Annotated in this window: 14 protein-coding genes; 9 read left to right on the top strand and 5 right to left on the bottom strand. The window is 62.8% G+C overall.

Annotated elements, in window-relative coordinates:
- Window positions 1-155: 155 nt before the first annotated feature.
- Window positions 156-626, top strand: a complete 471-nt coding sequence (locus tag MKK62_RS22795) for a DIP1984 family protein (RefSeq protein ID WP_240263577.1) — start codon at window positions 156-158, stop codon at window positions 624-626.
- A gap of 220 nt (window positions 627-846) precedes the next feature.
- Here the strand turns inward: MKK62_RS22795 and MKK62_RS22790 are convergent, their stop codons facing one another.
- Complete coding sequence (locus MKK62_RS22790) at window positions 847-2139, bottom strand: cation:proton antiporter (RefSeq protein ID WP_240263578.1); 1293 nt, start codon at window positions 2137-2139, stop codon at window positions 847-849.
- A gap of 115 nt (window positions 2140-2254) precedes the next feature.
- On the opposite strand from MKK62_RS22790, the gene MKK62_RS22785 reads away from it, so the two are divergent.
- The 6 genes from MKK62_RS22785 (at window position 2255) to MKK62_RS22760 (ending at window position 15947) form a co-directional block, all read left to right on the top strand.
- On the top strand, window positions 2255-4021 hold the full coding sequence (locus MKK62_RS22785) for an NAD(P)/FAD-dependent oxidoreductase (RefSeq protein ID WP_240263579.1): 1767 nt from the start codon (window positions 2255-2257) through the stop codon (window positions 4019-4021).
- Between the two features lie 46 nt (window positions 4022-4067).
- Window positions 4068-9614, top strand: coding sequence for a type I polyketide synthase (locus MKK62_RS22780; RefSeq protein ID WP_240263580.1), 5547 nt, complete (start codon window positions 4068-4070; stop codon window positions 9612-9614).
- A complete protein-coding gene (locus MKK62_RS22775; protein ID WP_240263581.1) occupies window positions 9611-10447 on the top strand; it encodes an ABC transporter ATP-binding protein in 837 nt (278 codons plus the stop codon). Before MKK62_RS22780 ends, MKK62_RS22775 begins: the two co-directional genes overlap by 4 nt.
- An 83-nt stretch (window positions 10448-10530) precedes the next feature.
- Window positions 10531-11298, top strand: coding sequence for an ABC transporter permease (locus tag MKK62_RS22770; RefSeq protein WP_260060447.1), 768 nt, complete (start codon window positions 10531-10533; stop codon window positions 11296-11298).
- Between the two features lie 192 nt (window positions 11299-11490).
- Complete coding sequence (locus tag MKK62_RS22765) at window positions 11491-15615, top strand: SpoIIE family protein phosphatase (protein WP_240263583.1); 4125 nt, start codon at window positions 11491-11493, stop codon at window positions 15613-15615.
- On the top strand, window positions 15615-15947 hold the full coding sequence (locus MKK62_RS22760; protein ID WP_240263584.1) for an STAS domain-containing protein: 333 nt from the start codon (window positions 15615-15617) through the stop codon (window positions 15945-15947). The genes MKK62_RS22765 and MKK62_RS22760 overlap by 1 nt, the downstream gene beginning before the upstream one ends.
- Window positions 15948-15959: 12 nt before the next feature.
- Here MKK62_RS22760 and MKK62_RS22755 read toward each other — a convergent pair whose 3' ends face one another.
- From MKK62_RS22755 to MKK62_RS22740, 4 genes are all read right to left on the bottom strand, one after another.
- A complete protein-coding gene (locus MKK62_RS22755; protein ID WP_240263585.1) occupies window positions 15960-16202 on the bottom strand; it encodes a hypothetical protein in 243 nt (80 codons plus the stop codon).
- Window positions 16203-16297: 95 nt separating this feature from the next.
- The gene (locus MKK62_RS22750; RefSeq protein ID WP_240263984.1) at window positions 16298-19147 is read right to left on the bottom strand and encodes an MMPL/RND family transporter; all 2850 of its coding nucleotides are present in this window, start codon (window positions 19145-19147) and stop codon (window positions 16298-16300) included.
- 50 nt (window positions 19148-19197) lie between these two features.
- Entirely contained in the window at window positions 19198-19620 is a 423-nt protein-coding gene (locus tag MKK62_RS22745; protein WP_240263985.1) for an MmpS family transport accessory protein, read from the bottom strand.
- Window positions 19621-19851: 231 nt separating this feature from the next.
- Entirely contained in the window at window positions 19852-20286 is a 435-nt protein-coding gene (locus MKK62_RS22740; protein ID WP_240263986.1) for a hypothetical protein, read from the bottom strand.
- Between the two features lie 96 nt (window positions 20287-20382).
- On the opposite strand from MKK62_RS22740, the gene MKK62_RS22735 reads away from it, so the two are divergent.
- Window positions 20383-20925, top strand: coding sequence for a GNAT family N-acetyltransferase (locus MKK62_RS22735; RefSeq protein WP_240263586.1), 543 nt, complete (start codon window positions 20383-20385; stop codon window positions 20923-20925).
- Window positions 20926-20957: 32 nt separating this feature from the next.
- Window positions 20958-22433: an MFS transporter gene (locus tag MKK62_RS22730; RefSeq protein ID WP_240263587.1), complete on the top strand. Its 1476-nt coding sequence runs from the start codon at window positions 20958-20960 to the stop codon at window positions 22431-22433.
- Window positions 22434-22476 lie beyond the last annotated feature (43 nt).

The following is a 22476-nucleotide window of genomic DNA, read 5'->3' as shown; positions in this document are numbered from 1 at the left end:
CAACACCTATCAACCGAATCCCCTGGCTTCATAACGAATTCGCGGGCGCCCTGAACCCAAGGTAGGGACAGCGCGCAACGAAAGTGAATTGCAGGCTCGGCCGCGTTGGACGATCATGTGTCCGGCTATCTCTGTCGGCGATTCCAGGAGGTGTCATGAAGCTTGCCGAGGCACTGTCGTTGCGGGCAAACGCAAAGCGCCGCATCGAGCAGTTGCGCGCGCGCATCGTGAGCAATGCCCGCTATCAGGAGGGCGAGGAGCCTGCCGAAGACGCCGTGGCATTGTTGACTGAAGTCGACAGCGTGATCGACGAATACGAAGCTCTCATCCGGCGGATCAACCGAACGAACGCGGCGACCGCGATCGGTGCGGATGGCACGTTGACCGACGCGCTGGCCCGACGGGACGCGCTGAAATGGCGCCACCACGTGGTCAACACCGCCGCCGACGCGGCGGCGGGAAATACCCAGCAGGGCTACTCGCGGCAGCTGCGTTCGGAGCTGAAGATGTTGTCGGCCTTACCCGTTGGGGAATTGCGCGCGCAGGCCGATCGGGTTGCCCGCGAACTGCGCGAGCTCGACGTGCGAATTCAACAGTCGAACTGGGAGGTGGACCTGCTGGACTGAGGACGTAGGTGGAGCAGGTAGTCGTCGCGGAGGCGTGCACAAGCCCTGACCGGCGGGCCAAGCCCGGTCTCTCCTGGCGCGCGGAGGGCAGCGCAGAGGGTTCGACTCCCTCGTTACAGATCAGCTCCGCACCGTGCACAGGTGACAGCGCACAGCGCATTTCTCATCACCGCGTGCAGATTCGCGACGGTGAGGGCGGGCACGGGGCATCCACCTCCAGTCAGGTCACCGCCGGGGTGACAGTGCCTTCTTGCGCCGGCCGCAGCGCGCTTTCGAGTGCGCGATCGCGGTGCCGCCCGTAGGCCCATTCGAAAATTGGGCTGGCCATCAGGGTGGTCACGACGGCGACCAGGACGAGCATGGTGAACAGCGTCGGGGTGATGATCCCGGCTTGAAGTCCGATATTCAGCAGAATCAGCTCGATGAGTCCCCGGGCGTTCATCAAACCTCCCAGCGCCACGGCTTCCCGTAACGGAACCTTCCTGAGGCGCGCCGCGACCGCGCAGGCGACTCCCTTGCCGGCGATCGAGATTGCGAGTATCCCGGTGGTGACGGCCCAAAGGCGCGGCGTGTTCACCAGGCCGATCTGCGTATTCAGTCCCGAATAGACGAAGAACATCGGCAGCAGAAACGTCGTCACGAGCGGCTCGAGATTCATCGTCAGTCGTTCAGCAAAAAAGCCGTCCGGCATTGCGACGCCGAGAATGAATGCGCCGAAAATGGCATAAATACCAATGGTGTCGGTGAACCAGGCACACCCCATCAGCAGGATAAGGACGACGCTTAACACCCCCGGCGAGATCGCCCGCCGGCGCTCAGACATCGTGCCGAGCACGCGAAATGCCTTGCGGCCGAACGTAACCAGTAATAGCGTGTAGAGAATTCCACCCACTATGGCGACCACCGCCACCACGGCGTCGCCGCGGTGAATGGCAAGCACTGTGGCGAGCAGGCACCACGAGAACGCGTCGTCAGCCGCACCGCATGCTAGCGCCAGCGTGCCCAACGGTGTTCCCGCCAAACCTTTTTCGTAGATGATGCGGGCCAACATGGGAAAGGCTGTGGTTGCGATCGATGCGCCGAGGAACATCATCGCCATGACCAACGTGACGCTCTTGTCGAAGTAAATCCCGGCAGACAGCAGCGGCGCCGCGATCAGTGACCCCAGGCCGAGGGGCGCGAGAATTCCTGCCGAAGAGACGGCGGCCGCGGTACCGATGCGGTGCTTGATCAGGTTGACGTCGAAGTTGAGGCCGATGAGGAACATGTAAAGCACCAGCCCGACCTGCGCCATCGTGTACAGCACGACGTTCGCCGGTCCAGGCGGAAAGAGGTGATGCTGCATGTCCGGCCAGACGCGACCCAACAACGACGGTCCCAGCAGCACGCCGGCGATCATTTCGCCCACCACGGGTGCCTGCCCCAGCCGCTGCACCACCAGTCCGGTGATGCGGCAGGCGATAAGAATGACCGCCAGTTCCAGCAGAAAGTGAACCGCAGTGGTTGCAGGCACAGGTCTGTCCTAAGGGGTAAGCCTGACTGTTCCAATCTCCGGTTGCCGGAGCTCCGAGTTAGTGTAGCTTCTGAAATGTTAAGTAACTGTCCTATCCGAATAGCTGGAGGGACTCATGGACGTTCACGCGCAGCTGTCACAACTGAGCCCGCAGGCGCGGGCCGCGCTCGCGCAGCGGATCAAATCCCGGCTCGTGGACAGCGAGGACGTCCGGCCGGATCACGATGTGGCAATCGTCGGCGGGGGAGCTGCCGCCCTCACGTTGGCGCTGGAACTGCGTCGCGCCCGCCCCGGGATTCGAGTGGTGATCATCGAACCACGTGAACACCCGTTGCCGGAGGTTACGCACACAGTCGGGGAGTCCACGGTAGAGATCTCCGCGCAATACCTGCGCGACCGTCTGGAGTTGGCCGAGCACCTCAACACCGCGCAGATCCGCAAGATGGGGCTGCGGATGTTTTTCAGTGACGCAGGGAACACAGACATCGCCCAGCGTATGGAGCTCGGCAGCTCCTCGTTCACCCCGCAGGTGACCTACCAGATCGACCGCGGTCGGCTGGAGAATGAGCTGACTCGCCGCTGCGCATCCGAAGGCGTCGGGATGCTCGCAGGCCGAGTCACCTCTGTCGACATGAACGCCTGCGGTGACCCACACGAACTGCGCGTTCAGCGCGGCATCGAGACGACGACGACCACTGCTCGGTGGGTGATCGACGCTTCAGGCCGCAATCGGGCGTTGTCTCGGCAGCTGGATCTGAAGCGCGCAAACGAACACCATTGCAATGCCGCGTGGCTGCGGGTGGCGACCGAAATCGATATCGGGCAGTGGAGCGACGACCCGGTCTGGCAGGGCCGCCTGCGTGAAGGCGACCGAGCGTTGTCGACCAATCATTTGATGGGCGAAGGCTATTGGGTGTGGCTGATCAGGCTTGCGTCCGGCTCCACCAGCGTCGGCATCGTCGCGGATCCGGCTTTTCATGCTTTCAGCGACTTCAACACCCTGGAGAAGGCGCAGGCGTGGCTGGCGGAGCACGAGCCGCAGTGCGCCGCGGTACTCGATCAGAGCAGGCACCTGATCCAAGACTTCCGGGTGATGAAGAACTACAGTCACGGGTCGACCAAAGTGTATGACGCGCAAGCCCGGTGGGGATTGACCGGTGACGCGGCCGTCTTCCTCGACCCGTTGTACTCGTCAGGGCTCGACCTCGTAGCGATCGGCAACGGGCTCATCACCGACATGATCTGCCGCGACCTCGACGGACAAGACGTCGTGGCGCGCGCCGGCATCAATGACTCGCTGTTTCGATCGCTGGCCGACATGTGGCTGAACATTTACTGCGGCCAGTACGTGCTCATGGGTACGCCTGCGGTGATGGCCGCCAAAGTCATCTGGGATGTTGCGTTCTACTGGGGCTTCCTGGGGATGATGTACAGCAATGACCGCTTCGCAAGCGTCGCCGACGACCCGGGGATAGTGCCGCACCTGGAAGGCCTCATCGAACTGAGCAACCGGATGCAACGATTCTTCCGAGAATGGGCCGGCGTCGAAAGTGCCCACCACCGTGAGCAATTCGTCGATCTGTATTCGGCTCACAATTTCATGGTGAGGTTACACACCGCGATGATGGGACGGTCGTCGAACTTCGCGGCGGAATTCGAGGCGAACATTCTGCTATTGCGGCAATTGGCCGGCCAGCTGATCGACACCATCCTCACCGATAAGTGCCGTCTTTTCACCGACGACGTCATGCGCCAGGTGCAGGCATGGCAACGCGACACCTTCCTACGGGAACTGCGATCCGCATACCAACAGGAACAGCGTGGCGAGCCGCTGAGCAAGAAGTGGATTGTCCGAGACGCTCCGCAACTCGAATTCACTTGAGCAGAAGAATCTTCCGTTTCACAGTTTGTAAGGTCATCACTTGGATATGCGTTCCGAACACAGCGCTCAAGAGCCACTGGCTATCGTCGGGATCGGTTGCCACTTCCCGGGAGGCGCGGTGACCCCGGAGCTGTACTGGGAGTTGCTGCGCAGCGAAACCGACGCTACCCGGGTAGTTCCCGAAACCCGTTGGAATGCCGACAAATACTACGACCCGAACCCGAAGAAGGTCGGAAAGATGGCGACCCGACGAGGTGGGTTCCTCAGCGAAATCGACCAGTTCGACCCACAATTCTTCGGCATCTCGCCGCGCGAGGCAAACTTGGTCGACCCGCAGCAGCGCTTGCTGCTGCGGACCACGTGGGAGGCTTTGGAAGACGGCGGAATATCCGCCGACCACCTGGCCGGCTCTGACGTCGGGGTCTTCGTCGGCGGATTCACCCTCGATTACCAGCTTTTGCAAAATCAGGGCCGCACCAGTCGGTACCGATTCAAAACACACTCCGCCACCGGAATGATGATGACGATGCTGGCGAACCGCATCTCGTTCGCCTTCGACTTCCGGGGACCGAGCATGACCGTCGACACCGCCTGTTCGAGCTCGCTGGTCGCGCTTCATCTTGCAGCGCAATCTATTTGGAATGGCGAATGCAGTCTGGCGATAGCGGGCGGCGTAAACGTCATCATCGGGCCGAACACAGCCATCGCAGAATCGAAAAGTGGGTTCCTGGCACCCGACGGCCGATGTAAGGCCTTCGACGAGGCCGCCGACGGATACGCACGCGGCGAGGGTGGTGCTGTCGTCGTGATCAAACCAACGGCGCAGGCTTTACAAGATGGGGACAGCATCTACGCCCAGATCCTGGGCACGGCGGTTTCCCAAGACGGGCACACCGACGGCATCACGGTACCGAGCGCGGATGCGCAGCAGGCGGCCATCACAACGGCCCTGCGGCGGGCCGGCGTTCGTCCCACCGACGTCGGTTACGTCGAGGCGCACGGCACGGGAACCCCGGTTGGTGACCCAATCGAGGTCCAGGCTCTGGCCAACGCGCTCGCCTCCGAGCGCCCGGCAGCCGACCCGTTGGTCATCGGATCGGTCAAAACCAACATCGGCCACCTCGAGGCCGGTGCCGGCGTGGCCGGACTGATCAAAGCTGCCCTGGTAGTCAAACACGGTTACATTCCGGCGAACTTGCACCTGCACAACCCCAGCGCGCAGATCCCTTGGGAGCAGCTCAATATCGAGGTTCCACGAGCCGGACGCCCGTTCCCTGAAACCGCGCGACGGGTGGCCGGTGTCAATTCCTTCGGCTTCGGTGGCACCAACGCGCACGTGGTACTCGCCGAGCCACCCGCCCCGTCACGCTGCTCCGGGCCCGACCGACCACGGCCCCTCGCGGTCCTGCCCATCTCGGCGCGCGCCGAGGACGCGCTCGCGCTCACCGCCCGCCGCTTGGCTGATCATGTCGCCGCGCATCCCGATCTCTCGTTGCTCGATCTCGGCTACACCCTCAGTCAACGGCGCAGCCACCTGAACTACCGACGCGCCCTCGTCGTAGACAGCATTACCGATGCGCAACAACAACTTCAATCTCTCGCCGAGGCCGGCCATATTTCGGCGATCCGCGCGAGCACGCCGCCACCAAAACTCGCATTTGTCTGCAGCGGCATGGGCCCCCAGTGGTGGAAGATGTGCCGCGGACTGCTCGACGACTACCCCGCGTTCACCGAAAGCCTCCTGCGCAGCGATCGCGAACTGTCACGCCACACGGGTTGGTCTCTGATCGACGAGCTCCGCGCCGACGAAACCCGCTCTCGGATGGGCGAAACCGACGTGGCCCAGCCGGCTAACTTCGCCATCCAGGTTGCTCTCGCCGCGCAGCTGCGAGAATTCGGAATCGTGCCCGACGCCGTCGTCGGGCACAGCGCCGGTGAGGTGGCGGCTCACTACCTCTCTGGCATGCTCACTTTCGAGCAGGCTATCTACGTCATCTACCACCGAAGTCGCCTGCAGCAGCGGACCAGCGGTCAGGGACGCATGCTCGCCGTTGGCCTCAGCGCCGAAGCCTTTATGGCGGCGATCGACGACGCGGCACGCAACGCTGTGGGAGCGCAGATTTCGATCGCCGCTGTGAACGGTCCGTCCACCGTCACCGTTGCCGGTGAGCGCGACGTCCTCGAGGAGATCGCACGCCAACTCGAGGACGCCGGGGTCTTCAACCGGTTCCTCAACGGCAAAGTGCCCTATCACACCCACTTCATGGACGTCATCAAAGACGACCTTGTCAACGCGTTCCACGAAATGAAGTCCGATTCGGCCACGACACCGCTGTACTCGACGGTCACCGGTGAGCGGCTGGACGGATACGCCGACGGAGCCGGCTACTGGTGGCAAAACACCCGTGCCACCGTACTTTTCGAACCTGCGATTCGTCACATGCTGCAAGATGGTTACACCCAGTTCGTCGAACTGGCACCCCATCCGGTCCTGGCTTCGTCGATGTTCGAGATTGCTGCCGCTCTAAAGACCGATGCTGTGGTGCTGGCCACCCAGCGACGTAACGAGGACGACAGTCGCACGCTGATGAACTGTGTCGGAGCGCTGCATTGCCACGGCCATCCGGTCGCGTGGGGCTCCCTTTACCCTCGGGAGCAGGCGCGGCTGGTCAAGCTTCCGCCTTACCCATGGCAGTCCAAACGCTACTGGAATGAGACCCAGGAAGCTGCCGAAGATCTGCACTACCACCCGGTCCACCCGCTACTCGGGCAACCAGTGAGCGGTATCCACCCGACCTGGGAAGTCGAGTTGAGCACCGCCGCCCTGCCGTTTCTGGCCGAGCACACGGTGCAGGGGAGTGTTCTGGTTCCCGGGGCGGTGTACGTCGAAATAGCTTTGGCCGCAGCGGAAGCCACCTACGGCTCGACCGAGTTCTGTGTTGACGAGCTCCGTCTTCTGCGCGCGGTAATCCTCGACGACACGTGTGACCCAGTCCTGCGGACCACCCTAAACCGCGATACGGGGTGTCTTGAGTTCGCGGCCTTCACCGCGACCGCGTCCGGTGACGTCAAGTGGACGCTCACCGCAACAGCGGAACTCAACCGGCGGACCACCCCAGATCCGGTCGCCGCGGCGGGCGCCACCCCGGTCACCACCACCGTCGACGGCGACGAGTTCTATCGTCGCTCACAGTCAGTCGGCTTCACCTACGGCGAGCCGCTCCAATCGATTGCCCGCATTGTGTGCGGCGACGGTTGGGCGATGGCCGAGATCGTGGCTCCCCAGTGGATCGCCGACGATACCGGCAAATACCGATTCCATCCGGTCCTCATCGACGGCGCCTTCCAATCTGTCATCGGCACAACCCTTTTAGACCGCGAGGGCGACGAGGACGCTTATCTTCCCGTCTACGTCCGGCGCAGCGCCATTTACCGCGCCCCCACCCAACGCATGACGGCCCAGATCACCGTCGTGTCGACCACCACGGACGGGATCGAAAGCGACATCACGTTGCTCGGCGACGATGATGAGCTGGTTGCGGTATTCACCGGCTTCACATTGCAGGTACTGAGCGAGACGTCGCACCTGTCACCCGAGCGGGTCGAAAAGGGACTCTATGAACTCGAGTGGGTCGAGCGCGCCACGTCGGCCGACACCGAGGCTACGACGTCACCGAATAACCTGTCCTGGTTGGTTTTTCTCGACAGCGACGGAGTCGGCACCACCCTGGCCGATCAGCTGCGCCGCAGCGGGCATCACGTCTGCGTGGTCACACGCCAAGACGTCACGGCGCTGACCAAGGTCGACGGAGGGTACGCGCTGAACCCTCGACAACCCGAACAATTCGAGCAGTTGATCGAGACCCACCTGGCCTCCGACGCCCACCTCGCTGGCATCGTGAACTGCTGGCCGCTCGACATCCGCCCCGCGCCGGACGGCCGCCAACCGCACAGCCGCAACGAGATCAACGACTGCCTCGGTGTGGTCACAATTCTGCACCTCGTCAACGCTCTCGCCGACCAGGACGCCGCCAGGCCGCGGCTCTATGTGCTCACAGCCAACGCGCAACCGGTCCTGGGAAACGAGACACTCGCCGTCGACCAGTCCGCTGTATGGGGACTAGGACGCGTCGTAGGCCACCAAGAGTTCGTCGACCGCTGGGGCGGATTGATCGATATCGGCGCCGACGACGACAGAATCGACCTGGCCTCGCGCATCTGCGAGCATATCCTCACCGGGAGCCCCGAGGATCAAATCGCGCTCAGGGGCACAAGGAAATTCGTACCGCGGCTGCGCCCGGCGGCACACCTCACACCGGCGTTCCCGACGAAACTCACGCCCGACGCGACCTACGTCGTCACCGGCGGCGCCGGCGCCCTCGGCCGCATCGTGGCCGCCTACCTCGCTGAGCGCGGAGCCCGTCAGATCGTATTGCTGTCGCGCAGCGAGATCCCATCGCGGGATCAGTGGTCGTTGCTGCCCAAGGGGCACCGGCATTACGAGACGGTCGCCGCAATCCGCAGGATTGAGCGCCTCGGCGCCCGCGTGAGCACTGCGAGCGTGGACATTACTGACCCCGCCCAGGTCGACGGCTGGCTGCAGGACCACGCCCACAATGGAGGTCGGCCGATTCGCGGAATCGTGCACGCCGCGGGATCGGTCGACGACCGACTGTTGGTGAACATGACCGAAACCCACTTCGCCTCGGTCATGGCGCCGAAAGTCACAGGCACCAGGGTGCTGCACAATGCGCTGCTCGGTCACGAACTGGAATTCTTCGTCATGTTCGGCTCGGCGGGTTCGGTGATCGCCTCGCCCGGACAGGGAAACTACGCCGCCGCAAATGCATTCCTCGACGCCTTCGCGCATTTCCGGCGGGCCCATGGACTGCCGGCACTCACCATCGGGTGGGGTCCATGGTCGGTGGGCATGGTCGAAGAACTAAAACTGGAGAAGCTTTACGCACAGCGGGGCATCGAGCTCATTACCCCCTCGGCGGGCACCGCGATCCTCGACCGACTCTTCAATCAGAAGATGCCGACCGTCGTCGCGATCACCGCCGATTGGGCACGAGCCCGCCGTGCCGGTCTCGGCGGCCAGCTGCCACCGATGTTCTCCGAGCTGGGCACAGCTGAAACAGCCTCGGAAACCGTCGATTCGGACTCATCGGTATTGGACTTGCTGGCTAAGCGCCCGAAAGCAGAAAGGCTCGAGGTAGTCGTCAGCACCGTCACGCAAATCGCTGCCGCGGTATTCGAGATCGCGGCTACCGACATCGGCGCGGACGATGCACTCGACGATCTTGGCCTGGACTCTTTGATGGCGATGGACTTCCGGCTGAGGGTCAACGCGATATTCGCCATCGACCTGCCGTTGCTCGAGCTGCTCCGGGGTGTCAGCGTCAACTCAGTGGCGACCCGAATTCTCTCCGACCTGCGTTTCGACGAAGACCCAGACAGCGCGACCGCTGCGGCAGCCGAGGCGAACGGCGCCGACGATGTCGATGTGGACCGGATGGTCGAGCAACTATCGGAGGCCGAATTGCGGCAGCTGCTGGCCGAACTCGAGAAGCCGGACGAGGCGCTGTCGTGACATCCGCCGTGCAGGTCCGTGGATTGTCCAAGCGGTATGGGCAATCGCAGGCCGTGCGGAACGTGGACCTTGACGTCGAGTACGGCGAGGTGTTCGCGATCCTGGGGCCCAACGGGGCCGGCAAGTCCACGACGATCGAGATCCTCGAAGGACACCGCAAACGAGATTCGGGTCAGGTCAGCGTGTTGGGAGAAGATCCGGGAACCGCCGGGCGGGCCTGGCGCGCCAACATCGGCATCGTGCTCCAAGAGGTCAGTGACGCCGGAATGCTCACCGTCACTGAGACCCTCCGGATGTTCGCGAAATGCTATGGAACAGCGGATGATCCCAAGGACGTGCTCGACCTCGTCGGCCTTGACGCGGTGTCCGAGTCGAAGGTGAGAACGCTGTCCGGGGGCCAGCGACGCCGACTCGACGTCGCGCTCGGCATCATCAACCGGCCTGCCCTGCTATTTCTCGACGAGCCGACGACCGGCTTCGATCCCGAGGCAAGGTTGCGCTTCTGGGACCTCATTCGGTTGCTGGCACGCGGCGGTACGACGATCCTGCTCACCACGCATTACCTCGAGGAAGCGGCGGCCCTTGCCGATAGGGTTGCGGTCATTGCCGGGGGACAAGTCGTTGCGGTCGACTCGCCGCGGAACCTGATCCGCTACGTCAGCTCGGCGGCCACTGTTCGGTGGACCGTCGACGGGCGCACCCACACCGAGCAGACTGATCACCCGACCGCCTTGATCAGGCAGCGCTCCATGGACGGCACGGAGCTCGCCGAGCTGACCGTCTCTCGTCCCACGCTCGAGGATGCCTACCTGCAACTGATCGGCATGAAGTGACGGGGATCGACCGCCAAGCCCCCGCCGCGCGACAGCCAACGCGGCGGACTGGACCTTCGTTGCCGTCCCCGCTGAGCATCGGCTTGTCGCGCGTTGTCCCCGAGCTCAAGATGTTCTACCGCCGGCCGGAACAATTAGTACTGACTTTCTCGCTGCCGGCGCTCATCTGCATTCTGTTGGGATCGATCTTCTCGACGAAGCTGCCCGACACTCGCGTCAGCACGGGATCGGTCATTGCGGCCAGCATGCTCGCCTACGGGATTCTTTCGACGTCTTTCATCAACCTGGGCATCAGCATCGCCGCCGACCGCGATACCGGCGCCTTGAAGCGTCTTCGAGGCACCCCGACGACGGCGCTGTCGTATTTCATCGGAAAGATCTTCTTGGTGGCAATCGTCAGCCTTGCCGAAGCTGCGATCCTTCTGACGGTGGGTCTGCTCTTTTTCGATTTGCGGCTGCCCGCAACGGTTTTCGAATGGTTCACGTTCGCCTGGGTGTTCCTTCTCGGGGTGGTCAGTTGTTCGCTACTGGGCATTTTCATCAGCAACCTGGCGAGCAATGCGGTCGCCGCCGCCGTCGTCACCAACGGCCCGGCGGTGGGCTTGCAGTTCGTGTCGGGGACTTACGTGCCGCTGATCGTGCTGCCGACGTGGATGCTGATCGTGGGCTCCGTCTTCCCGGTCAAGTGGATGGCTCAAGGCTTTCGTTCGGTGTTGCTCCCGTCGAACCTGGCCGCGTTCGAGCCGGCTGGGACGTGGGAGCACTGGCACAGCTTTCTGGTGCTGAGCGCGTGGGCGGTCGGAGGTTTGGCCGCGTGCCTCGCGGTCTTCCGGTGGTCGGATCGAGACTGATCGATCGGACCAAAATTGTGTGAGCGCACCCCGTCGGGCTTGGATGCCGAGAAAAAAGGGAACAAGGAGGCACCCATCGATGCCTAGGGGCGGTTCAGCATGCGGTCGCTAGCAAATGCAATCCGGCTGTGTCTGGCGGCCAGCGTGCTGGAGGTGGTTGTCTTGACGCAGCGACGGTAACGGTTCGAAAGGATGTCGGTGGTCTTTCGCGCAGACCAAGAGATCGGACGCGATCTTGCCGCTGTCGATTGGGCGGCAACCCCGCTCGGACCGGTCGAGAACTGGCCGCAAAGTCTTCGCACGGCGGTCAACATTCTGCTGGCGTCGAGATTTTCGATGTGGATGGCCTGGGGCCCGGAGCTGACATTCTTCTGCAACGCGGCGTACCGCCTCAATACCTTGGGCAGCAAATATCCCTGGGCGCTAGGGCGTCCGGCCAGCGAAGTATGGGCCGAAATCTGGGGAGACATCGGCTCGCGGGTCGAACGGGTCATGTCTGCCGGCGAGGCGACCTGGGACGAAGCCCTGATGCTGCTACTCCAGCGTTCGGGTTACCCCGAGGAAACTTTCCACACCTTCTCTTACAGCCCGCTGCGCGACGACGACGCCCAGGTCGTCGGCATGCTGTGCGTGGTCAGTGAGGAGACCGACCGTGTAATCGCCGAACGTCGGATGGCGACGCTGCGTGATCTCGGCTCCGACTCGAGCGTGGTACGCACCGAGAAACAGTTGCTCAACTTCGTCGGCGAGCAACTCGCCCGTAATTCCCACGATCTGCCGTTCACCCTCACCTATCTATTCGACGGTGACGGCGACGCGCACTTGGCCGCGGTCAGCGGTATCACGCCCGGGGCTGCTGGTGCGCCGCAGACGCTACCGCGCGACGGCAGCGGAACGCCTTGGCCGGTTGACAAAGCCGCCCGGGGTGAATCCGAGCTGGTCGCACTCGATCGGAGGCTGGATCTCCCGACCGGGGCCTGGCGTGAGCCTCCCGAGAGCGCGCTCGTTGTGCCGTTGCTCCAGGCCGGGGGCGCGCCGTATGGATTTTTTGTCGCAGCGCTCAATCGGCATCGCGTGTGCGACGACGACTATCGAACCTTCGTCGAAATGGCGGCCGGATACATCGCTGCTGGAATCGGACGGACACGAAGTTTCGCGGCGCAGCAGTCGCGCGCCGAGGCGCTCGCCGAACTCGACAAGGCCAAGACCACATTCTTCTCCAGCATCAGCCACGAGTTCCGGACCCCGCTCACCCTGATTCTCGGCCCGGTCAACGAGTTGCTGAACCAACCAGCCGCAGTCGGCGAGCAGGTGCGTCAGGAACTCGAGCTCGTCCAGCGCAACGGGCTTCGGCTGACCAAGCTGGTCAACACCTTGCTGGATTTTTCGCGCATCCAGGCGGGTCGCATGGAGGGGCACTTCGAGCCGACTGATCTGTCGGCGGTCACCGCCGAACTCGCCAGCATTTTCCGATCGGCGATCGACCGGGCCGGCCTGACCTTCACCGTCGACTGTCCGTCGCTCGAGCGACCCGTCTACCTGGATCGCGAGATGTGGGAGAAGGTCGTGCTCAACCTGCTGTCGAACGCACTGAAGTACACGTTCGAGGGCTCGATAACAGTCCGAGTCGAACGCGACGACACCCATGCGGTCGTCACGGTCACCGACACGGGGATCGGAATACCAGAGGCGGAGATGCCGCGACTCTTCGAGCGGTTTCACCGCATCGAGACGTCGCGTGCCCGCTCCACCGAGGGCAGCGGAATAGGGTTGGCTCTGGTCAAAGAACTGGTGGGCCTGCACGGCGGGACCATTACCGCCGATAGCCGCCAAGGCGAGGGCACCACGTTCACCGTGCGGATGCCTTTCGAGGCTGTGGAACTGGCAGGGGATCAAGGTGATTCGGTGCCGGCGTCGCATGCGATCCCGGGACTGATAGCGGACCCATACGTGCAGGAAGCGCTGCGCTGGTTGCCTTCAGGAAAGGGAGCCGGCGCTTCGTCGGAAGCCACCACCGTCGGGGTCATCCCCGTCGAGAGCGACGGCGGCCGCGTGCGCGTTTTGATCGCCGATGACAACGCCGACATGCGTGTGTATCTGTCCAACCTGCTCAGCAATTCCGGTTACGGCGTGGACGAGGCGGTCGACGGCGAAGAAGCGCTGAAAGCGATACGGGCCGCGGCTCCGGATCTCGTCATCAGCGATGTGATGATGCCCGAGATGGACGGCCTACAACTAGTCTCGGCACTACGGGCGGACCCGCGAACGGCGGCTATCCCGGTACTGCTGCTATCGGCGAGGGCCGGCCAGGAAGCATCCATCGAAGGTCTGCAAGCCGGTGCCGACGACTACCTCGTCAAACCATTCGCCGCGGCCGAGCTGTTGGCGAGGGTGCGTGCGAATATCGAGCTGGCACGCTTGCGTAACCACCAATCCCGTTGGCGCGCCGCTTTGGTCGACTCTTTGCAGGAAGCGTTTTTCGTAGTCGACGAACACGGCGCCGTCATCGAAATCAACAACGCCTTCACCGAGATTCTCGGCTACGGTTCCGAAGGCCTGCCGTATCGGTCGACTCAACCATGGTGGCCTGACGCTGACGCTGACCCGGAAGCCCACCGACTCGTCGAAGAAGCTTTCCAACAGGTGTTGACAAGTTCCCACGGGGGATTCACCGTCCCGGTCAATCACTCTGACGGACACCGGGTTTGGGTGGCGGCCACCTTCAACCATGCCGAAGATCCCGACACGGGCCGACAGGTCATAGTCGGCACCATGCGAGACGTCACAGCAGAGCACTACATCGTGCAGCGGCAAACCGCTTTGGCGGCACTGAATCAGCAGTTGGCGCAGGCCGATACGGTCGACAGTGCATTGCGCGGTGCAGCACAGGAGTTGCGTCGGGTGTGGAAGGCTCGGCGCGTTCTCGTCGCAACATTCGACGGCAACGACCAGTCGGCCGCTCCCGATCTGGTGTGCGCCGGCGACCCTGTCGCCTGGAGCGAGCTGGCGCCGCAGGACCGAGAGCTCATCACGTCGCTTCGCGACGCCGAACTGCTCACCACCGTCGCCCAGGAACCCGGCGCTGCCGGGATCACACTGCGTCATTTGCGCGGAGTGTCGGTGTTCTGGGTTGAACTGGCCGAGCATCGCCCGTTCACCGCCGAAGACCACACCCTGCTGACCGTCTTGGCGGGACGGCTGGGCCAAGGATTGCAGCGCGTGTACGAGCTCGACGAGCAGCGTGAAACTGCTGTGGCCCTACAACATGCGATGCTGGGTCCCGCCAGTCTGCCCGGTGGTTTTGCCGTGCGTTACCACCCGGCAAGCCGCCCCTTACAGGTGGGCGGAGATTGGTATGACGTCGTCAGCTTGGACGCCGGCCGGGTCGCGCTGATCGTCGGTGACTGCGTCGGTCACGGACTGGCCGCCGCCACCGTAATGGGTCAGCTGCGTAGTGCCTGCCGGGCGCTCCTGCTCGAAAAGTCCAGTCCGAGAGATGTTCTCGCCGGGCTGGACCGCTTCGCCGCCCGGCTGCCAGGTGCGGATTGCACCACCGCCTTTTGCGGGGTCCTGACCCTGTCCACCGGGGAGCTGGTGTACTCGAGCGCGGGGCATCCGCCGCCGATCATCGTGCAGTCCGACGGAAGCACCCAGATGCTGGAAAGCGGACAGGGGTTTCCGCTGACAATCCGGGCCGACCAAGATCGGCCGGAGGCCGTCATCACCATGCCGCCGCGTTCGACGCTGCTGCTCTATACCGATGGCTTGGTCGAACGCCGTGGTGACCCCATCGAAGACGGCATGGCGCGCGCGGCTCACCTCGTAGAAGGCGGCCGGTCAAGCGAACTCGATGAGCTTGCCGACGAATTGATGTCCGGTCTCGAACCCGCCGGTGGTTATCCCGACGATGTCGCCATCCTGCTCTACCGGCAGCCGGCCCCGTTGACGATGGACTTCACCGCCGACGTTCGATACTTGGGCCCCAGCCGCGAGGCGTTGAGAACGTGGCTGACCGACGTGGGCGTCCAGCCGGACCAAATTCAAGACATGCTTGTCGCGACTGGCGAAGCCGTCGCGAATGCCATCGAACACGGACACCGAAACCGGCCCGAAGGCACGATTTCTTTGCGCGCGACGGCCGTCGTCGACGGGCTCCACGTCAGCGTGATCGACACCGGGGTCTGGAAGATACCGCGCCAGATCCCCAGCGAATATCGCGGTCGGGGTCTTTCCCTGATGCGTTGTTTGGTGCAGGACTTGAGCATCCATTCCAACGACGCGGGTACTACAGTTCACATGTACGCAAGGATCACGTAATGATGACCCCGCTCACCTTGAACACCGACCGTGGCGTCGATGGGACGCCACGGGTGACTGCGGCGGGCGAGATCGACATCAGCAACATCCACGTGTTCACCGAGGCGTTGAATACGGCGAGCGGCGGTAACGGCGGGCCGATCACCGTCGATATGAGCGCGGTCAAGTATCTGGACAGCGCCGGCGTCAACGTACTGTTCAAGCACGCTGACGAAATCGACCGCCTTCACCTCATCGTCCATCCTCTTTTGGTCCGGGTCCTGTCGATCACGGGACTGAGCGAGATCGCGATCGTCGAATCCGCGCCGACCAGTGATGCCGGCAGGAAATAGCGAGGGTGAACCCTACGGCCGAATTTCGACTTGGTCGTTGGGATTGAAATAACGCTCGGTGCCGTCGGTGAACTTAACCGTGCACAGTTCAGGCAGGAAGCCGCCTTCGTATGGGGCCAACTCGGACACGACTCGGGTCTTGACCCGTTTCCACGCGTCGTCACCTTCGCCACACTCGCGCAGTTGGTATCCAGGCAACCGGTTGGTGAGATCGACTGCCCGCATTTGGAGCACCCGGCTTGATGGCGTTGGCATAACTACCAATTCTGCCGAGCAATTCTTACAAGCAGGTGACGACTAAGTACGAACGGGCAGTGCATCCGACAGCCGTCGGCAGATCGATGTAGACGTCACGGACGGACCACCGGCACCGGCTGTGTCGCCGGTTCGCCGGACCCGCCAGGTCCGGGCAGCGGATCTGACGGCCGCCGGCGCACCAGCGTGGGCCACCAGAACCATGGCCCCAGGATGGCGAGGATGGACGGCACGACGAACGAGCGCACGATCAACGTGTCGAGCAGTAGGCCGATGCACACCGTCGAACCGACCTGACCGATGGTTCGCAGATCGCTGATCAACATCGCCAGCATTGTGAATGCGAAGACCAGACCCGCAGAGGTCACGACACCTCCGGTGCTGCCCAGCGCCCGGATCAGCCCAGTGTGCAGTCCGCCGTGCAGCTCCTCTTTCACCCGGTTGATCAGCAGCAGGTTGTAGTCCGAGCCGACTGCGACCAGGATGATGAACGTCAGCGGCAGGATCAACCAGTGCAGCGGCAGCCCGATCAAGTGCTGCCACAGCAGGATCGAGAGCCCGAACGCGCCGGCATACGAGAACGCCACGGTGGCCGGAATGACGAAGGCGGCCACCAGGCTTCGGGTAATAAACATCATGATCAGAAAGATCAGTACGAACGCGGCAATGGCGGCGATGAGCAGATCTGACATCGCGTATTGCTTGATGTCCTTATCGTTGGATCCCGAGCCGCCGATGTAGACGCGCGCGCCGGCCAGCGAGGTCTCCTTCAAGATCGTCTTGATCGCCTCGGGAAACATCTCGACGTGCTCGACACCTTCGGGGCCCATCGCATCGCCCTCATGCGTCACGATGAAGCGGGCTGCCTTGCCGTCCGGCGACATCATCAACTTCATGCCGGTCTTGACATCTTCGTTGTCGAACCCTTCGTGCGGGATGTAGAAGAAGTCGTCGCTGCGTGACTGGTCCCAGTCGTTGCCGACGTTGATGGAGTCGTCGAATGTCTGCTGGGTCGATTGGGACTGCAGATCTGCCGACCCATAACTGTTGACCAGCTTGGCTTTCAGGGCTTCGGTGTCATCTGCGGTGGCCTTCAATTGCTCAATGATCTTCGGGAAGGTTTTGTCCACCTCCGATAGCGAGATCCTGGCGAATTTGATGTCTTCAGCCAGATGGTCGATGTCGTCGACGGTGGCGAATACCGATCTGAACGTCCAGCAGATCGGAATGTCGTAACAGTGCTTCTCCCAAAAGAAATAGCTCTTGATCGGTCGGAAGAAATCGTCCAGGTTCGAGATGTTGTCGTTCATCTCGTTACTGATCGCCTCGAGGTCCTCGACGGTCAGCACGGTCTTGTGGAGTTCGTCGGAGACCTTCTGAAAGAAAGTTATTTCTTTTCGCAGCACCGCAACCGAGTCGTCCTGGATCTTGGCCTGGGCGTCGGTGTTGTTGTTCTGTTCGATGTTGAAAGGCAACTGGGCGCCATTGCCGCTTCCCTGAGTCGTGAACAGGTAGGGGATGCTGGCGTGTTCCAGAGCCCGGCCCAAAGGCCTTGTCATTCCTTGCACCATCGCAACGCCGTTGAGTCGAATCAGCGCTCTGTTGACCCGGTCGAGAGAGATGAAGTCGGCCGAGTTACGCATGTCGTGATCCGATTCGATCATCAGCATCTCGGAGAACAGCTTGCTCTTCGGGAAGTGGCGATCGGCGGCCTGGAAGCCCATGTTGGAGGGCGCGTCGTGCGGCTGATATTGGCGGTCGTCGTAATTCTGCCGATAGCTCGGCACGAAGACGGCGCCCAGCATCACGATCGCCGAGCTGGCAACCAGGATCGGCACCGGCCACCGCACGACGCTCGCACCGATTCGCCGGTACAGGTGCCCCCTGGCCTGCTGCCTGGGTTCGAACATTCCGAACAGACTGCCCACCGTCAGCACCGCCGGGCCGAGCGTCATCGCCGCGGCGATCGTGAACAGCATCGTGACCGCGACGGCTGGGCCCATCGTGTGGAAGTAATTCAGTCGCGCGAAGGTCAGGCAGAAGCACGCGCCGGCGATCGTCAGCCCAGAACCCACGACGATGGGCAGGACGCCCTTGTAGGCGATATAAAAGGCGTCTTCGCGGCTGTAGCCCTTGTTGCGTTCCTCGTGGTAGCGGCCCATCAAGAAGATGCCGTAGTCCGTCCCCGCCCCCAACGTCAGTGCGATGACGATGTTCACGGCGAAGGAGGACAACTCGAGCCACCCGTGATGCCCGAGAAATGAAACGAGCCCCTTGGCGAACAGCATCTCGATGAGGACGCCGAGCAACACCGGTAACACCGTCGGAGGGGAGCGATAGACGATGATCAGCATCACCAAGATGAGGATGATCGTCACGATCGTGACGTTGTTCAGGCTGGCATTGGCAATGCTCAGCGTGTCGGACGCCAGCGGCGCGGCCCCGCTCACAAAGACCTTGAGCCCCGGAGGAGGAGCGTTGTTGTCCTTATCGCCATGGTTCACGATGTCGCGGACGGCATTGACCGAGTCGTTGGCTTCCATCGTCCCGATGTCGCCCGCCAGCCGTAACAACACGTACGTGCACTTGCCGTCGACGCTTTGCGCTCCGGCGGCGGTGAACGATTTGCCCCACAGATCCATCACGTACTGCACGTGCTTGGTGTCGTGCTGGAGGCGGGTCATCAACTTGTCGTAATAGGCGTGGTCCTGGTCACCCAGTTTCCGGTTCTGCGCCTCGAGTACGACCATGCTCAAGTTCGTCGAGTTCGACTCGTGGAACTTCTCGCCGATATGCAGCAGCGCCCGCTGCGACGGCGCGTAGTGCGGCACCATTGGGCCCGCGAGCTCCTCGGCGACGTCTTCCACCTTGGGTGTGAAGGCCGTCATCGTGACCGACGTGAAGCCCCAGAAGAAAATGATCGGTATCGCGAACCGACGCACCATGCGGGGGAGAAACGGACGCTTGACCTGGTGGTCGTCCATTCGGTGCTCGCTCACGCCGATTTCACCCTGCACTCGACGTCAGCGTCGGGATGATCGTCGGTGGCTTCCGGAACCCCGGACTGAGGGGGCGGCAGCACGCCGTTCACCAGCATCCGGCATTTCAGCGGACCGCCATGGACATGCACGGAGATGGCACCGGATGCCACCGTCAACGTGGTGGTCTCGTCGTGACTCCACGGCTCTTTGGTGAATGTGACGTCAACTGGATGAGGGTGGCCTTCGATGTCGACGTAGACGATCTTTCCTTTTCTGCCGACCGGCCCGATCACCTGATAGGTCAGTCGTTTGATGTTGAACTGTTCGGGTGCCTGCGGCCCGTTGACGGTGATGACCGGTTCCGGCTCTGAAAACTGGTGCACCTTGTCCATGCAGATCAATCCGATGCTGACGACGATGACGGAAACCAGAGGCATCCAGATGCGCGACAGCACACTGCGCGCAGTGGGACGACGGCTCACCCGATGACCCTTTCGGAACGACGTTTCCCCGGAACTCGTTTGCGTGACCGACCGCGGCGTCGGCCCTATATATCAACCAGCTTGATATACAGCCGTTCTGACGTTACCAGTACAGAACGCGAACGACTACAACTTGGCGGAACGTTATCACCTGCCCATGCGCTCGGCACGGTGTGCAGTGTGCCCTCAGCCGACCACTTGCGTGGTGCGCAGACGGCCCCTGAGCCGTTTCGCCCGCAACAGCTGAATCGCCAGGTTCGTCGAGGTGAACATCGGGATCACCCCGATGAAGGTCCGTTCGGATGGAGTGGCGCCTTGCAGGTACTCCAGGCAGCCGAAGACGTAGTAGACCGACAGCGCGAACAGCGTGAAGGGAATGCAGAAGGCCATTGGATTGCCGCGGATCGCGACGATGCGTTGGGCGTATTCGAACTCGGCGGGCGTCATCGACTCGCGCTTGCGCAGTTTCTTGATCACTCGCGGCGCGGCCCCGATCTCCTCGCTGAACGGCAGCTTCGGCTCGCTCTCCAGCCGCCGCACGTAGACGGTTCCGATCGTCAACAGAACAAGTGCGACCGCCAGGGCGATCAACGCGAACAGCCCCCACAGATATGTACTCAGACCCAACGAGTTCACATTCGACTCCTTTACTTGCTGCTCGAACCTAACACCGCGCGCAGGGTTCAGCCCGCCCGTCGACCCTGCAAGACTGGCCGCGTGGCAGCCTTCGACACCCGCGTGCGCCACGCCAGCCCGCAGGATGCGGCGGCGTGCCTGGAGATCTATCGCCCGTACGTCGAGAACTGCGCGGTGAGTTGGGAACTCGAGCCGCCCACCGTCGAAGAAATGGCGAATCGGATCGCAACGGTCAACCAGACACACGCCTGGTTGGTGCTCGAAAGGGACCAGCAGACAATCGGATTCGCCAACGGGCACGCCCTGTGGAGCCTTCCCTCGTACCGATGGTCCACGCAGACCGGCCTCTACATCCACGCCGGCGATCAACGGCGCGGTGGCGGCCGCATTCTCTACACACACCTGTTGCAGCGGCTCGGTGAGCGGGGCTACCGACGGGCGTTCGCCGGGATCACCCAACCAAACGAGGCGAGCAACGCGTTCCATCGATCGATGGGCTTTCAGGATGTGGGTATATATCGCCGTGTCGAATGGAAAAACGGTCAATGGCATGACGTCGCGTGGATGCAACGCGACTTGCCGGGTGCTGAGAACGCCGCCGACCCCCCGGGCGTGATCACCTGAACGCCCCCGGTGTCCGATGAGAACGGAGCAACATGAGCGAGAGCGCCCAGACCGCAACGATCGAGACCCGCGTCCCGGCGAGGTTGGATCGACTGCCGTGGTCGCGATTCCACTGGCGCGTCGTGATCGGACTCGGCGGAGTGTGGGTGCTGGACGGCCTCGAGGTCACCATGGTCGGCAATGTCTCGTCACGCCTCACCGAGCACGGCAGCGGAATCGCGCTCACCGCGGCGGATATCGGGACCGCCGCGGCGTTCTACATCGCAGGGGCATGCGTGGGCGCATTGTTCTTCGGCCACCTGACTGATCGATTCGGGCGACGCAATCTGTTCATCTTGACCCTCGCGCTCTACCTGGTCGCGACGGTTGCGACCGCATTCGCCTTCGCTCCGTGGTACTTCTTCCTGACCCGATTTTTCACCGGCGCCGGGATCGGCGGCGAGTACGCCGCAATCAATTCGGCCATCGACGAACTCATACCCGCGCGGGTGCGCGGACGCGTCGACCTCGTGATCAACGGGACGTACTGGCTCGGCTCGGCCGCCGGGGCGGGCGGGGCGCTGCTCCTGTTGGACACGGCGAACCTTCCGGCCAACATCGGCTGGCGGCTCGCGTTCGGGATCGGTGCGATCTTCGGGATATTCGTCCTGCTCGTCCGGCGCAACGTTCCGGAAAGCCCACGCTGGCTGTTCATTCACGGACACAACGACGAAGCCGACCGGATCGTCGGCGAGATCGAAGCCGACGTCGAGCAAGAGACCGGTGGGCCACTTCCCGATCCGCAGGGCGAGCCGCTCAAAGTCCGTCAGCGCGAGACGATTTCGTTCGTCGAAATAGCCAAGGTGGCGTTCATGCTCTACCCGCGACGCGCTGTCCTCGGACTGGCGTTATTTGTCGGGCAGGCATTTCTCTACAACGGTGTGACGTTCAACCTGGGCACGTTGCTCAGCGGGTTCTTTGCCGTCAATGCCGGAAAGGTGCCGCAGTTCTACGTGTTGTGGGCGCTCAGCAACTTTCTCGGGCCGCTGGTGCTGGGTCGACTGTTCGACACCATAGGCCGCAAGCCGATGATCACCATCTCCTACGTGGGCTCTGCCCTGCTTGCCGGGCTGCTCGGGGTGCTGTTCGCGACGCAGACCGGGGGAGTGTGGACCTTCATCGCCGTGCTCGCCGCCACGTTCTTCCTGGCGTCGGCGGGCGCAAGTGCCGCCTACCTGACCGTCAGCGAGAACTTTCCGATGGAAACCAGAGCGCTGGCCATCGCATTTTTCTATGCCGTCGGAACGGCAATCGGCGGCATCAGCGGGCCGCTACTGTTCGGTGAGCTCATCGAGTCCGGCCAGCGAGACCATGTGATGTGGTCCTTCCTCATCGGCGCTGCCGTCATGGCCGCCGCCGGACTGGTGGAGTTGTGGTTGGGGGTCGCCGCCGAGCAACGTCCGCTCGAGGAACTAGCGCTGCCGTTGACCGTCGCCGACGCCCAGCGTGAGGAGCAGCCCGGGCACTGAAAGCGTCGTGCGGGCCACGACCTCGTTAACATTCGCTGAAATC

It is taken from the genome of Mycobacterium paraterrae (assembly GCF_022430545.2).
Taxonomy (GTDB): domain Bacteria; phylum Actinomycetota; class Actinomycetes; order Mycobacteriales; family Mycobacteriaceae; genus Mycobacterium; species Mycobacterium paraterrae.
This window is presented reverse-complemented; position numbering and strand designations above follow the sequence as displayed.

What these genes read in the sequence shown, in the direction of transcription:
- MKK62_RS22785 (WP_240263579.1), top strand. Translation starts at nt 2,255, where the DNA reads ATGGACGTTCACGCGCAGCTGTCACAACTGAGCCCGCAGGCGCGGGCC.
- MKK62_RS22730 (WP_240263587.1), top strand. Translation starts at nt 20,958, where the DNA reads ATGAGCGAGAGCGCCCAGACCGCAACGATCGAGACCCGCGTCCCGGCG.
- MKK62_RS22755 (WP_240263585.1), bottom strand. Translation starts at nt 16,202, where the DNA reads ATGCCAACGCCATCAAGCCGGGTGCTCCAAATGCGGGCAGTCGATCTC.
- MKK62_RS22750 (WP_240263984.1), bottom strand. Translation starts at nt 19,147, where the DNA reads ATGGTGCGTCGGTTCGCGATACCGATCATTTTCTTCTGGGGCTTCACG.
- MKK62_RS22760 (WP_240263584.1), top strand. Translation starts at nt 15,615, where the DNA reads ATGATGACCCCGCTCACCTTGAACACCGACCGTGGCGTCGATGGGACG.
- MKK62_RS22745 (WP_240263985.1), bottom strand. Translation starts at nt 19,620, where the DNA reads ATGCCTCTGGTTTCCGTCATCGTCGTCAGCATCGGATTGATCTGCATG.
- MKK62_RS22780 (WP_240263580.1), top strand. Translation starts at nt 4,068, where the DNA reads ATGCGTTCCGAACACAGCGCTCAAGAGCCACTGGCTATCGTCGGGATC.
- MKK62_RS22765 (WP_240263583.1), top strand. Translation starts at nt 11,491, where the DNA reads ATGTCGGTGGTCTTTCGCGCAGACCAAGAGATCGGACGCGATCTTGCC.
- MKK62_RS22795 (WP_240263577.1), top strand. Translation starts at nt 156, where the DNA reads ATGAAGCTTGCCGAGGCACTGTCGTTGCGGGCAAACGCAAAGCGCCGC.